This is a genomic window from Pseudarthrobacter sp. MM222, from assembly GCF_947090775.1.
Classification (GTDB): Bacteria; Actinomycetota; Actinomycetes; order Actinomycetales; family Micrococcaceae; genus Arthrobacter.
This window is the reverse complement of record NZ_OX352321.1, coordinates 3,761,832-3,775,470: the sequence shown is the minus strand read 5'-3', so window position 1 is coordinate 3,775,470 and position 13,639 is coordinate 3,761,832. Positions and strand designations below refer to the sequence as shown.

Genomic DNA, 13,639 nt, shown 5'->3' with positions numbered 1-13,639 from the left:
ACTGAATCAATGACGGAAGCCAGGGCGACGGCGTGGCCGGAAGGTAAGCAAAGCGCCGTCGCCCTGGCTTTTGACCTTGACGGTCCCACCGGCGATGCGATGCTCACAGGATCCATCTGGGACCGTCCTGAGTACTTTGCCCAAGGCGCGTACGGACCATGGCGGGCCTTGGACCGGATCCTGGCGCTGCTGGACCGCCGCCAGGTCCGCGCCACCTTCTTCACGCCCGCCTGGGTGGTGGAGACCTGGCCCGACAAGTGCCGGACCATCGTCGACCGCGGCCACGAGGTGGGCCACCACGGCTACAAGCACGAGAAGTACTGGGATCTCTCCGCAGACCAGCAAGGGGACGTCATCGACACGAGCCAACGTATTTTCCGCAACACGCTGGGGGCCGCCGCCGTGGGCTTCCGTACACCGTCCGGGGACTGGCGGCCGGAAACCCCGGCGTTGCTGGCCGAACGGGGCTTCGAATACTCCAGCTCCATGCGCGGGGATGACCGCCCCTACTTCCACCCCGGCGGAAGGCTCGTGGAAATCCCTGCGCGCTCCGACATGGACGACTACGCCTCGCTGGCCTACACCACCAATCCGGACTGGCCCTCCGGCGGTGACCGGATCGCCAGCTACGAGCTGACGCTGGACAACTGGGTGCGCGAATTTGACGGCTACCACCGCGAAGGGCTGTGCCTGACCACCATCTTCCATCCCAAGGTGATAGGAAAACCGGGCCGTGCGGTCCTTCTGGACCGTTGGATCGACCACATGCAGGAAGATGGCGCCGTCTGGTTCGCAACGTGCCAGGAGGTCAGCACGTGGTGGCGGACCAACAACAGGAAAGAAGAGCAGTGAGCCGCGACAATGGAGCCCCCCGCTGGCCCCACGGAAAGCAATGCGCCTTCGTGCTGACCGTCGGATTTGAGGCGGAACTGGCCATCCTGGCCGAAGCACCCGACGCCGGCGACCGCGCCAAGAGTCTTTCGGTGGGTCAGTACGGCGGCACGAGGGGAGTGGACAGGCTGCTCGCCGAACTGGGCCGCACGGGTACCCGTGCCAGCTGGTTCGTTCCGGCCAGCAACCTTGCCCGGTACCCGAGGCAGATGGAAGCGGTTGCCGCGCAGGGCCATGAGCTCGCCAACATGGGGTGGGCCCTGGAAAACCTGTCCGTCCTGAGCCTGGATCAACAGCTGGAAACAGTCGGGAAATCGCAGGACGCGTTCGAAGCCATGCTGGGCGTGACGCCCACCGGGTTCCGGGCAGGCCGGGGTTCGTACGCCCGTGGACTGCCCGCCGGCCTGGCGGACGCCGGGTTCACCTGGTCATCCTCATGGCACGGAGACGACCTCCCGCACTTCCACGCAGGACAAGGATGCCGGCTCGTAGAGCTGAGCCGCCATCACGAACTGGACGACTACCCATACTTCGTCTTCAATCTGGATCCCCCCATCCCCAAGGGCAGCCCGCGGATCGCCTCCACCCGGGAGGTGCTGCGGAACTGGATCCTGGAGTTCGAGGCGTACCGGGAAGAGGGCCTCTGTTTCGTCCTCACCGTCCACCCGGAAATCATCGCCACGCCTGGCCGCATAGGTCTCCTGCGGGCATTCATGGACCATGTCTCTGGCCAAGAGGACGTTTGGCAGGCCACCGGTGGGGAAGTGGCGGAATGGTGGAGCAGGCGGAACACGCCGAACCACCCGGATCACCCCGCCGAAGTTTTCCACCGGCTGACCGCCCCGTCCTGAAAAACACCGAAAGCAAGATAGGCACCTATGGAAACCATCCAGGCGACAGCCTCGCAATCGTTCGCCAGCTTCTTCGCCAAGCTCACCCTGACCGATGTCTCCGCGGCCGCCCAACACCGCGTCAAGCTCCACATCCTCGACACCCTGGGAGCGGGCATCGCCGGATCAGCCTCAATCGAGGCGGACGTCAGCAGGGCAGCGCTCGGCCCCGCCCATGGTGAAGCACCCGCGGGCGGTGGTGCACCGCTGTGGGGGACGCCGAAATCCGTCCCGCCCTTGCAGGCCGCCTTCGTCAACGGCGTCGCGGCCCACGCCTTCGAGCTCGACGATTCAGGCGGTTGCGATCACTCCGGTGCGGTAGCCCTGCCAGCCGCTCTGGCCGCCTGCGCCCTTGCAACGGCGCCCGTGTCCGGCGAACGCCTCATGCTCGCGGTCATCGCAGGCTACGAGCTGGGACGCCGGGTGCAGACCGCCCTCGGCGGGTATGACCGCGTCAACAACGCCGGCTGGCACTCCACCGGCGTCTGCGGAACTTTTGCTGCGGCGATGGCCGCAGGAACCATCCTGGAACTGGACCAGCAGCAACTTACCTCCGCGATCGGCCTGGCCGGATCGTTCACGGGCGGAACCTGGGCCTTCATGAGCGACGGGTCGATGTCCAAGCGCCTGCACGTCGGCCGTGCAGCCGAGGCCGGACTTAACTCGGCCGTGCTGGCCCGCGCGGGCTTTACCGGTCCAAGCGACATCTTTTCCGCACCCTGGGGCAGTTTCCTGTCCCTCTATGGCGGAAATGTGGCCGACGAGGCAGCGCTGTTTGCAGGACTGGGTGACACCTGGCTGGTGGAGCGCGCTTCCATCAAGCCCTACGCATCCTGCCGGAGCACACATTCGGCCATCGACGCAGTGCTTCACCTCAAGCAGGAGCAGGGGCTCGACCCCGGGAGCACAGAGCGCATCACGGTCCACACGAGCTCCCTCATTCTGGACATGTGTGGCGGCCGCGACACCTCATCGCTGGTGGCCGCACAGCTAAGCATGCCTTTTGCCCTGGCCACGGCCATGCTGCGGAACGGCGTAGGCCTCAAGGACGTCGCGCTCCAGGGCAGGACGGAACCGGCCATATTGTCGCTGATGGAGCGCATCCATATAGAGGTTGACGCTTCGCAGCACGGAGGCTCTGCAGAGCCGCACCTGGAAATCCTCGCCAACGGCAAGATTTACCGCCGCCAAGCAGTGGCGGCGCGGGGTGCGGTGACCAACCGGCTCTCCGACGGCGAAACCCTGGCCAAGTTCTCCGAACTCGCAGGTACCCGGCTGGGCACAGACAGGGCCGAACTCCTTGCTCACAAGATCATGACGCTGGAAGCCTGCCCCGACATCCGGCAAATCCACAGCCTCGTCCTGACCAGCGAGGAGCCACTGCCGATACGTTGAGCCGTCAGGACGAGGAGGCGGTGTTCGCCGAGCCCGCCTCCTGTGCAGCCGTCTGCGCGTACGACGCCGAGACCCGCCGATAGACCGGGGTCAGGAAGGCCAGCAGTGCGGCCGCGATCATGATGACCCCCGCGATCAGGAACACCAGGGCGATGCCGCGGGAGGTCCCCTCGCCCAGCAGCGGCGCCAGTTGCGCGGAGCCCTCGGGGGACCGCGCGTAGGGGATGATCCAGAACTGGGCAACAGGCGAGATGAGGAACGCGGTAATCGGCGCTGCCGCGGACTCGAACGCCATGGCGAAGCCGAACACCCGGCCCTGCCGATGCAGCGGCACCACCTGTTGGATGACCGTCTGCTCGGCGGCCTCCACGAAAGGCACTAGGACCAGGTAGAGCCAGATGCCGGCGATGTACAGCCAGGCCCATTCCCGCAGCGTGAACACTGCCCCGAGGACCCCCATCACGATCACCGCAAGGAGCATTGTGCGCAGCGGGTTGGACCCGAGTCCGAACTTGCCAATCAGCGCACCGCCCACGACGAACCCGGTGGCGCCGAGTGCGAAGTAGGTCCCCCACAGCTCCACGGGGAACATCTCCAGGCCGTAGGGATCCATCAGCGCCATGTAGACGCCACCGATGAAGTTGTTGAATGTAGAGAACAGGATCAGCGCGAAGAGTCCGGAAATGGCCAGTACGGCGGCTAGGGAGCCGCGCAGGTCGAATCCGCCGTGCGCGTCGGTGGCGGCTGCGCGCACCTCCTCGGGCATGCGCAGCGTGAGCAGGTGCGCGAATGCCAGTGCCGTGAGCACCAATGCGACGACGATCGTCCAGCCCATGCCCAGCAGCCCGACTGACAGCCCGGAGAGCACCGAGGTGACGATGAACATCAGACCCTGCACCATGCCCACCAGCCCGTTGGCGTTGGCCCGCCGATCCGGCTCAATGAGGATGGTGACTGTGGTGGAGAGGGCGATGTTGCGCATGTTCTCCACTACGGCGCCGATCAGGATGATCAAGGTGAAGACCCAGAACCACGGCTGTGTCAGGTCCAGCAGCGAGGCGGCGGGTGTCAGCAGGAACATGACCCCGGACAGCACGAACATCACCAGGGTGAAGCCGGCGGCGAAGCGCATCACCGCCAGCTTGCGGTAGCGGTCCACGAAAGTGCCGAAGCTGATGCTGGAAAGGGCGATCAACAGCATGTAGGCGCCGCCGACTACCCCGGTGGCGATCACGTTGCGCGTCCCCAGGTACACCCAGAACGTCAGGGCGAACCACAGGTAGCTGGTGGTGATGTTGGCGAGGGCGGTGTTCACCAGGATTCCGGCGAAGGTGCGGGACCGCTGTGCCGGACTGCGCAAGGACGTGTCGACGGCGCCGGGATCGGCCAGGTGCGGGGCGTCGCTGTCCTTGACCGGCGCGAAAGCAACGGACACGTCCTCGGGGAGGCCCGCACCGCCGTCGGGAGCCAAAGCGGCTCCGGGTGGGGCCGGTTCCTGCTCGGTCATGCGTCCCAGTGTACTGACAACCAACGGGCGCGGACACCGTCATTGCAGTGTCCGCGGCGCCGGCGTCGGCTGTGGTCGCTGACCCCTACTACAGCGTGGGAAGGGGTAGCGGCCCCTCGTACGTGTACTACACCACCTTTGCCGGTCAGTCGACGCCTGTGTATCAGAACAGCATGCCGAGCTTCCCGTCGAACCGTCAGTTTGCGGGGTTGCGGAACTCCTGGGGGTCAAACCGCTTTATCGTGACTGAATATCACGGCGTCGCAGGAGGGGTTGCGTACTGCGCCCGCCCCGGCCAGATCATTTGGCATGACAGCGGGACATCGAAATCCTGGGTGGCCTCCCATCCCTACCTTCACTCCTGCACCCCGGGCCAGAGCTTCCGCGTTTCCTAGCAGCTCGGCCGTTACGCAATAAAAGTGAGTCCGCACCATCAACACAGGGTGCGGACTCATTTTTGCTCTTCCGAGGGTCGCAGGGACGCAAGGTTTCGGCATGTTTTCCGCATGAAAGCCCCGGCCGGGCCCTGTGCGGCTATGTTTGGGGGTATCCGTCGCCGGAGCTGGCGGGCTGGCTGGGGGCTATTGGGGGCGCTATGGATTATCACCGGATTTTTGCGGGCACGCATACGGGTGATGCAGGTGGGCTGGCCACGGGCGGGGCACGTGCAGCGAGGAGGCGGAGTTTCCGGTCGGTGGGTTTGCCGTTCCTGGTCCGGTGGGTACTCGCGGTGTCCTCGGCGGTACTGCTCGCCGGCCTCGTGGAGTTCGGCGTGGCGCAGCAGCAGATCGTTGATCGCGGGCTCCAGGACTCCTTGCGGAACTATGGGGCCCTGTCGGAGCAACTCGAAGAAGCCCTGGCGGCGAATTCTGACCCGGCGATTCGGGATGCGGCGATTGCTGCCGAACTGGACCACATCAAACACGGTTACGGCACTGTGTATGCGGGTTTGTTCGCCGCGGACGGTCGACTGTTTGCGGAGGCGGGGAAGGAACCCGGCCGGACCAGGGCCGATCCGGAGCGGCTCGCCGAGGTGGCGTCCACCGGCACGGCGGCTGTCGAGACCGAAGAACTCGCGGACCACGACGCATCCGTCGATGCATACGAGTTCTTCATTCCGGTGTCGGCACCGGGCGCGACGCTGATCCTGAACATCGACCAGCACCCTGACATCATCTCGGAGCTGGTCGCCGACCAGCGGCAGCGTGGCCTGCTGGGACTGCTCGTTGCGGTACTCTGTGCCATCCCGCTGTCCTACATGCTGGGTGGCCGGACGCTGCATCTCCGTCAGCTGCGGGCGCAGCGGGAGGCTGACGAGGACGCGCTGACCGGGCTGGCCAGCCGGCGCCCTTTCCGGCCGGCTTTGGAATCGGCCCTGACGCGCGGGGCAGCCACGCCCGTGACGCTGGCTCTGCTCGATCTGGACAACTTCAAGCGGATCAACGACCGTCTCGGCCACAGTTACGGCGACCGCGTCCTCACTGGTTTCGCGGACTCCTTTGCGGAACTGCGCGCCTCGGACACTGCGTTCCGGCTGGGCGGGGATGAGTTCGCCGTCATACTGCCCGGTCTCGATGAGTACGGGGCAGCCGAGGCCCTGGAGCGGGTCCGGACCGCCTTGCTCGGCAGGTTCACCGGCGTGACCTTCAGCGCTGGCATCGCTTCGAGCACCGTGGCGGATCCTGCGGCGCTGCAGGAACTCTGGGAGCGCGCCGACGCTGCCCTCTATGAGGCCAAGCGGCGGGGACGCCGCCAAAGCGTCACCTTCGGGTCCATGGCGGCGGGACACACCGTCAGTGCCGAGAAGATCGAGGCCCTGACGGCGCTTGTTGCCGACAACAGCCCCATCACGGTGGCGTTCCAGCCGATCTGGGACCTGCGCCGCGGTGTCGTGCTGGCCCACGAGGCGCTGCTGCGGTTGCCGACAGATTCCCCAATCTCGGGACCCCAAGAGGCTTTCGAGCTCGCCGAACGCCTCGGTCTGGCAGCAGCGCTGGACGCCCGGGCACGGCGGGAGGTCCTCACAGCAGTGAAGGCCCGGCGGTGGGACGGTCTGCTATTCATGAACATCCATCCGGACGCTCTGACCCACCTTGACATCGACGCTCTCACCGCCGAGCTGGCCGCCGCCGGTCTGGAACCCGAAGACGTCGTTCTGGAGGTGACCGAACAGGCTGGCCTGGACCACGCCGAACCGATCCGCACTCTCACCCGGGCACACGAGCGGGGCTTCCGGCTGGCCCTTGACGACATGGGCAGGAGCAACGCCGGGCTGCGCGCGCTGACCCTTGTCCGGTTCGACATCATCAAGATCGACGGGGAGGTCATCGCCCGGCTCGGCAAAGACCCCCTCATCGGCGGCCACCGTGGCTGCGGCCATGACCTTTGTCGGGCAGAGCGGGGGGTGGGTTGTCGCCGAAGGCATCGAGGAACACCAGATGCTCTCAACCCTGCTGCAGCCCGGACACAGCGGCACCGCACGGCAGCCCGTACTGGCCGGACAGGGCTATCTGCTGGGCCGGCCGGCGCCGCAGCCGGTCGGACTCAACACCCACCTCCCCGTCCTGGATGAGCACCCGTCCCGAAGCGGGGCAGACGACCTGGACGCCGAGAGTGCCATCCACGGGACTCCCTGACCCGAGAGACTCGCGGATGATGACCCCGCGGCACTCTCTCGACCAGCGAAAGCCCCGAGTTCATCGGCCGCGTGATCAACGCGCTGTTCCACGATCTGGACCTGATGGCGCGGACCGGACAGGTGCTTGTCGCAGCCGCGGTCGCGAAGGAATTCGGTGTACTGGACATAGACGGAAGCTCGCCGCCGGCGCTGACACTGGAGAACATCTAGGACGCTCGATTGTTTGCACGCCTCATGAGCCACTCCCCGCCAACTCTGCCGGAGGGCGACCCGAAACCGGGACCGCCGACCATTGTCAGTTTCGCCGACCGTTGTCAGTTTCCGGGGAGAGGCCTACACTCAGCCCACAACCCCTCTCGGGGAAATCTCCGGAACCCTTCACTCATCCGATGTACTGGGCGTGCGGATAGGTTCGCGTTCTGGGCCAGAGCAGAGCAGGAGCCAGCCATGACCAAGTATTTTTTCCAGGCGAACTATGTGGGCGAGGGGATGAAGGGCCTCCTGCAGGAGGGTGGGTCCAAGCGCCGGGACGCAGTCGTCAAGGCCTTGGAGTCCGTCGGGGGATCACTGGAATGCATCTACTACGCGTTCGGCGAGACGGACGTCCTGGGAGTCTTTGACATCCCCGATCAGCCCAGCGCTGTCGCCCTTTCCCTGATGATCAATTCCAGCGGCGCCGTAGATCTGCGCCTCACACCGCTCATGACGCCGGAAGATATCGACGCCGCGGTGGGCAAGGCACCTTCCTACCGGGCGCCCGGCCAGTAACGGGGCCCACCAACACCGCCAGGCGGCGGGGCGCGGGCCCTTCTAGTAAACAGACCCCTCCAGCAGTTCCGAGAGCCGGGCGGCGGCCCGCCGGAGTTCGGGAACTCCGGCTTTCAGGCCGGCCTCGGTGGCCGTCTCGACGGGACTGGTCAGGGCAAGGGATTCGCTGGGACGGCCGACCCTGTTCGGCACGGCGACGGCGACCGAGAGGACCCCAGTGGCCCGCTCATCTGCTGAATAGGCGTAGTCGACTCCCGGCTCGGGCAGGCGCGCGCGCAGCCCGTCGGCCGTAAACGTACCTTCTTCGTGCCCGGCCGCAACCGCTGCCGCCGCTACCTGCTGGAGTTCTGCCTCCGAAACCGTTGCCAGCAGGATTTTCCCGGCCGCCCCGACTGTGAGGGGAAGGCGCTTTCCCAGAGGCAGGTCGTAGCGGAGGGGCGATTCGCCGTCGACGCGCGCCACCAGGATTCTTTCAAAGCCAAGCCGTGTGTACAGGGACGCGGTGAGTCCCGTCTGGGAAGCCACCTGTTGCAGGATGGGGCGCGCGGCAACGACGAGGGGATCGTTCTCCAAGTAGCTCCGCGCTGCCGGCAGGACCGCGGGCCCGATCCGGTAGGACTTGTCCGTCTGGCTGACCATGCCGAAATCCTGAAGGACCCGCAAGATCCGGAGTGTGGTCGGCAGGCTCATGCCACACGTCCTGGCCAGATCACTGAGGCGCTGAGGCCGGTCCGCGCGCTGCAGTTCGGCAAAGACCTCCATTGCCCTGGACAACGAGCGCATGTTCCCGGTCTTTGGGCCATCCTCGGCAGAGCTGGCTGAGTGCGTGGAAGTCACCGTCATTTTTCCATTCTATGTAAGTTCCTTGCGCTTGACAGGCTTTGTGTCTCCTGTCACTATTTCTTCAGACGCAATGTTCTTTCATTCTATGAAATGAACATCCACGGAACGTAAGAAGGAAACGATGACAACGGAGTCACTACTGACTAAACCCGAGCGCGCTGCCCGCGTCGCTCCGTCTGTACTGGTGGGCATTGGCGCGTTCGTTGCGGTGGGCGTTTACGTCCTTGTGAGTTCGACCGGACTTGGACTATGGACGTCGCTGGGCCCCGGGCCCGGACTTTTTCCCTTCGCCATGGGCTGCGTGCTCGCCTCGATGTCCATCGTCTGGCTGCTCCAGGAAATGCGGCACCCCAGCGAGACCACCGAAGGCGCCGACCGCGGTCTGGTCCTCGCCGTGGTCGTCAGCCTCGCCATTCTCGCCGCGGTCATGGACCTCCTCGGCTTTCAGCTGAGCATGTTCCTGTTCCTCATGTACCACCTGAAAGTGCGCGGCCGAAGGACCTGGATTTCCTCGCTGATCACCGCGCTCGCCGGAAGCATCGGCGCCTTCTACGCCTTCAACTACGGCCTGAACGTGGCGCTGCCCGTCTCGGCTCTCCCTCCGCTGAACCTGATCGGACTCTAGACGTGGACACACTCAACGAACTGCTGGGCGGCTTTGCCGCCGCCATGACGTGGCAAAACCTGATCTTTGCCTTTTGCGGCTGCCTGCTGGGAACAATCATCGGCGTACTGCCAGGCATTGGACCTGTCGCAGGCGTGGCTCTGCTCATCCCACTTACGCTCAACCTCGATGCCACGGGCTCCATCATCATGCTCTGTGCCATCTTTTACGGCACCCAATACGGCGGCACGATCACGAGCGTCCTGCTCAACACGCCGGGGGAAGCGGCCTCGGCCATCACCACCATCGACGGCTACGCCATGACCAAGATGGGCAAGGCCGGGGCCGCGCTGACCATTGCCGCCGTCGGATCCTTCGTTGGCGGAACCATTGCGACCCTCGGACTGGTTGCGGCCGCCAAACCACTTGGCGAACTGGGCCTGCTTATCGGACCTCCAGAATTCTTCGCCCTGATGGTCGTCGGCATCTCCCTGCTTGTGGCCCTCGCCGGCAAGTCAATGGTCAAAGCCCTGATCTCCGGGGCCCTCGGGCTGCTGATCTCCATGGTTGGCATCGACCCGGTCGCCGGAGCCCCGCGCTTCACCTTCGGAATGGACCGACTCCTGGACGGCGTCAGTTTCGTGGCCGTCATCGTCGGCGTCTTCGGGCTTTCGGAAATCCTTTCCTACCGCAAAGACTCGCACACCCCCGTTGTGCACGCACCGGGTCTCCGGTCCCTCCTTCCGTCGCGGATGGACTTGCGCCGCAGCGCCCCCGCCATGGCCCGCGGCACCGGCATCGGCTTCGGCCTGGGCCTGATCCCGGGAATGACCGGCTCCGTCGCCTCCCTGCTCTCCTACGGTGCGGAAAAGAAGTTCTCCCGCCACCGCCACGAACTCGGCAAGGGTGCCGTTGAAGGTGTCGCCGGCCCCGAAACAGCCAACAACGCTCACGCCAACGCCGCACTGATCCCGTTGTTCACCTTGGGCATCCCCGCCTCCCCGACCATCGCCGTGCTGATGGGAGCCTTCCTCCAGCAGGGGCTGACCCCCGGACCGGCCCTCTTTACCGACCACTCCGACATCGCCTGGGCAATCATCGCAAGCCTGTTCATCGGCAACCTGTTGTTGCTGCTCCTGAACGTTCCGCTGGTCGGTCTCTGGACGTCCATCCTCCGCGTACCGTCATCGATTCTGACCGCACTGATCCTGCTCTTTATGGTTATCGGCGCCTACACGATCAATTTCAGCGTCTTCGACGTTTTCGTGATGATCGGCTTCGGGCTCCTAGGCCTCGCCCTGCGGCACCTGGATATCCCGCTCGCCCCGATGGTGCTCACTCTCGTGCTCGGACCGTTGATGGAACGCTCGCTGCGTGAATCCCTGGAAATCTCCCAAGGCGACTTCGGCATCTTCGTCAACCGCCCCATTTCCATGGTTCTGATCGGTCTGGGTGTCCTGATCATCTGCAGTCCACTGCTCAAGCTCCGCAAGCCCAGAGCACTCATGGAAGACCCCGAAACCTAAACCAACCACCTATCCCCGACCGACCAACAGTTTCACCCTTCAAAGGAGAAGAACCTTGACCCGCACACGCATCGCCGCAGCCTTCGCCGCAGCAACCCTCATCGCCCTCACCGGTTGCGGCGCCAACGCCGGCACCGCCAACACAGCCGGGGACGACTTCCCGAAAAAAGGCAAGTCCATCGACATTGTCGTAGCTTTCTCCTCCGGCGGGGCCGTGGACACCGCAGCGCGGCTGGTCCAGCCGATCCTGGAGAAAGAACTCGGCACCAACGTCGAGGTCATCAACAAGCCCGGCGCCGGCGGACAGATCGGCTACACGCAGCTGACCAGCGCCAAGCCCGACGGCTACACCATCGGCGCCACCGGCTCGCCGTCAGTGGTCGTTTCGCCGCTGGATCCCAGCCGCGGCGCCAAATACACCCGCAGCAGCTTCCAGCCCCTCGGCCGGCAGGTCATCGACCCTGCCGTGATCGCCGTGCAGCCCGACAGCCCGTACAAGACACTCAAAGACCTCCTCGACGCCGCCAAGGCCGCTCCGAAGTCCATGACCGCCAGCACCACCGGGCTGCAGACCGGAGAACACTTCGCATTGGCCCAGATCCAGGAAACTACCGGCGCCGAGTTCGCGCCGGTGCACTTCTCCGAGGGCGCTTCCCAAGCCACCACAGCATTTCTCGGAAAGCACGTCGACATCCTCGTCGCCAACGTCAGCGACGTGAACGACCTGACGAAACAGGGCAAGGCCCGCGTCCTAGGAATCATGACTGCGGAACGTTCGCCGGCACTTCCGGACGTTCCCACCTTTAAGGAATCAGGCTACGAGGTGGAAGCCGGAACCGCCCGCGGCTACTCCGCACCGGCCGGTCTCCCCGAAGCCGTCGCCAAGAAGCTCGAAGCGGCCCTCCAGAAGGCCGTCGAGGACCCGGCCGTCGTCCAAAAAATGAAGGACCTCGGCCTGCAGACCAGCTACCTCTCCGGCAAAGACTACGAACAGTTCTGGGCCGGGCAGGAAGAGGACTTCAAAAAGGTCCTCCCACTGGTCCAGAAAAAAGACTGACCCTCCTCCCGCCAGACACTACGGAAGAATCCACCATGACAACTCCCGTCCTTGAGGACATTGACGCAGACTTCCCCCGCCCTGACCGGGATGTGATCGAACGCCTCGCCAAACTGCCCGCCGCCAACATCGGCGACGCCATGGACCGGCTCGGAGTCGCCGACTCAGCCATCCAGGCGATCTGGCCCGGCGCCCGGCTCGCCGGGCCCGCCTTCACCGTCTGGACCCGTCCCGGAGACAACCAGGGCATCCACCGCGCACTGCAGCTCGCGCGCCCGGGAGACATCATTGTGGTCTGCGGCGGCGGGGACGAATCCCGTGCACTGCTGGGTGAACTCATCGGGGAGCGGGCCATCAATCTGGGCCTGGCCGGGTTCGCACTGGACGGGGCAGCCCGCGACGCCGAAGCCCTCGGCGAGATTGGCATGCCCGTCTTCGCCCGCGCCATCACCCCCGCGGGACCCTACAAGAACGGGCCCTCCCGTCTGGGAACGCCCATCTCCTTCGGCGGCGTCCCAGTCCTGCCCGGTGACGTCATCATCGGTGACTCTGACGGCGTCGTCGTCATCCCCCGGGAGCAGGCCGCGAACGTGGCCGAAGCCGCCGAAGCGGTCTATGCCGACGAAACCGACCGCCGTGCAGCCATCATCGCTGACCGTCCCTAATCAGAAAGACACAAACCATGACAGCGTGCACCGTCATCGGCCTCGGCGAAGCAGGGGCCACCTACGCGGCGGCCCTCGTCGCCGCAGGCCACAGCGTCACAGGATTTGATCCCGTCGCCCCCTCCACCCCGGCAGGCGTCAACCGGGCGGCAACCGCGGCCGAAGCCTGCCTCGGCGCGGATGTGGTTCTGGTCCTCACCGGAGCGGCCGCCGCGCGGGGCGTCGCCCGGGAATGCCTGCCGGTACTGCCGCCAGGCAGCTGCTACGCCGACTTCACCTCCTCCTCACCGCACGTCATGCAGGAACTGGGACGGCTGTCCGGCTCAGCGCTCTTCGCCGACGTCGCAATTCTTGGACCCGTCCCCACCCAGGGAGCGAAGACCCCGCTGATGGTCAGCGGCCCGGGCGCCCAGGCCATCGCCTGCCTGCTGTCCCCGCTGGGCGCCGAGGTAGAAATCGCCGACGGGGAACCCGGGGCAGCCATGGCCCACAAACTCCTCCGCAGCGTCCTGATGAAAGGCATGGCCTCCGTGGTAGTCGAAGCCGTCACGGCCGGACGCGCCGCCGGACTGGAGGACTGGATCCGGGCCCAGATAGCCCGTCAGCTCGCCGGCGACGGCCAGGCCGTCATCGACAGGTTCCTCACCGGGACGGCCAAGCACGCCCTGCGCCGCTCCAAGGAGATGCAGGATACCGCCAGCTACCTGTCGGCGGACCTGGGAGTCCCCGCGGAAATGACCACTGCCTCAGCCGCAGCCCTTACGCGCATCGCCGCGGAAGCCGACCAGACGGCACCGGCCTTGCGCTGATCCCGGCATCAGGCAGAATCAGGAACAGGTAATAACGGTGAACCTT

General features: G+C 65.5%; 13 protein-coding genes. 11 read left to right on the top strand and 2 right to left on the bottom strand.

Annotation, left to right across the window (positions count from 1 at the left end; translation table 11 throughout):
• Positions 1 to 9 precede the first annotated feature (9 nt).
• Genes OM977_RS17315 through OM977_RS17305 form a run of 3 tightly spaced genes read left to right on the top strand, consistent with a single transcriptional unit; the run spans position 10 to position 3,176 of the window.
• A complete protein-coding gene (locus tag OM977_RS17315) occupies positions 10 to 852 on the top strand; it encodes a polysaccharide deacetylase family protein (RefSeq protein ID WP_264355122.1) in 843 nt (280 codons plus the stop codon).
• Positions 849 to 1,742: a polysaccharide deacetylase family protein gene (locus OM977_RS17310; RefSeq protein ID WP_264355121.1), complete on the top strand. Its 894-nt coding sequence runs from the start codon at positions 849 to 851 to the stop codon at positions 1,740 to 1,742. Before OM977_RS17315 ends, OM977_RS17310 begins: the two co-directional genes overlap by 4 nt.
• 27 nt (positions 1,743 to 1,769) lie before the next feature.
• Positions 1,770 to 3,176 (top strand): MmgE/PrpD family protein, encoded by a 1,407-nt coding sequence (locus OM977_RS17305; RefSeq protein WP_264355120.1) that lies wholly within the window; start codon positions 1,770 to 1,772, stop codon positions 3,174 to 3,176.
• Positions 3,177 to 3,180: 4 nt separating this feature from the next.
• Here OM977_RS17305 and OM977_RS17300 read toward each other — a convergent pair whose 3' ends face one another.
• On the bottom strand, positions 3,181 to 4,683 hold the full coding sequence (locus OM977_RS17300; protein ID WP_264355119.1) for an MFS transporter: 1,503 nt from the start codon (positions 4,681 to 4,683) through the stop codon (positions 3,181 to 3,183).
• Positions 4,684 to 5,377: 694 nt separating this feature from the next.
• On the opposite strand from OM977_RS17300, the gene OM977_RS17295 reads away from it, so the two are divergent.
• The 3 genes from OM977_RS17295 to OM977_RS17285 all read left to right on the top strand — a co-directional run bounded on the left by OM977_RS17295 (position 5,378) and on the right by OM977_RS17285 (position 8,089).
• On the top strand, positions 5,378 to 7,255 hold the full coding sequence (locus tag OM977_RS17295) for a GGDEF domain-containing protein (RefSeq protein WP_264355118.1): 1,878 nt from the start codon (positions 5,378 to 5,380) through the stop codon (positions 7,253 to 7,255).
• A gap of 135 nt (positions 7,256 to 7,390) precedes the next feature.
• Positions 7,391 to 7,531 carry a hypothetical protein gene (locus tag OM977_RS17290; RefSeq protein ID WP_264355117.1) on the top strand — a complete coding sequence of 47 codons (141 nt, stop codon included), beginning with the start codon at positions 7,391 to 7,393 and terminating at the stop codon, positions 7,529 to 7,531.
• Between the two features lie 237 nt (positions 7,532 to 7,768).
• A complete protein-coding gene (locus OM977_RS17285; RefSeq protein ID WP_264355116.1) occupies positions 7,769 to 8,089 on the top strand; it encodes a GYD domain-containing protein in 321 nt (106 codons plus the stop codon).
• A 42-nt stretch (positions 8,090 to 8,131) separates the two neighbouring features.
• Here the strand turns inward: OM977_RS17285 and OM977_RS17280 are convergent, their stop codons facing one another.
• Entirely contained in the window at positions 8,132 to 8,932 is an 801-nt protein-coding gene (locus OM977_RS17280; RefSeq protein ID WP_264355115.1) for an IclR family transcriptional regulator, read from the bottom strand.
• A 121-nt stretch (positions 8,933 to 9,053) separates the two neighbouring features.
• On the opposite strand from OM977_RS17280, the gene OM977_RS17275 reads away from it, so the two are divergent.
• From OM977_RS17275 to OM977_RS17255, 5 genes are read left to right on the top strand one after another with little or no spacing between them, the layout of a single operon-like run.
• A complete protein-coding gene (locus OM977_RS17275) occupies positions 9,054 to 9,557 on the top strand; it encodes a tripartite tricarboxylate transporter TctB family protein (protein ID WP_264355114.1) in 504 nt (167 codons plus the stop codon).
• Positions 9,558 to 9,559: 2 nt separating this feature from the next.
• Positions 9,560 to 11,062 carry a tripartite tricarboxylate transporter permease gene (locus OM977_RS17270; protein WP_264355113.1) on the top strand — a complete coding sequence of 501 codons (1,503 nt, stop codon included), beginning with the start codon at positions 9,560 to 9,562 and terminating at the stop codon, positions 11,060 to 11,062.
• A 55-nt stretch (positions 11,063 to 11,117) separates the two neighbouring features.
• Positions 11,118 to 12,119: a tripartite tricarboxylate transporter substrate binding protein gene (locus OM977_RS17265; RefSeq protein ID WP_264355112.1), complete on the top strand. Its 1,002-nt coding sequence runs from the start codon at positions 11,118 to 11,120 to the stop codon at positions 12,117 to 12,119.
• Positions 12,120 to 12,154: 35 nt separating this feature from the next.
• Positions 12,155 to 12,784: a methyltransferase gene (locus tag OM977_RS17260; RefSeq protein WP_264355111.1), complete on the top strand. Its 630-nt coding sequence runs from the start codon at positions 12,155 to 12,157 to the stop codon at positions 12,782 to 12,784.
• A 17-nt stretch (positions 12,785 to 12,801) separates the two neighbouring features.
• Positions 12,802 to 13,593, top strand: coding sequence for an NAD(P)-dependent oxidoreductase (locus tag OM977_RS17255; protein ID WP_264355110.1), 792 nt, complete (start codon positions 12,802 to 12,804; stop codon positions 13,591 to 13,593).
• Positions 13,594 to 13,639 lie beyond the last annotated feature (46 nt).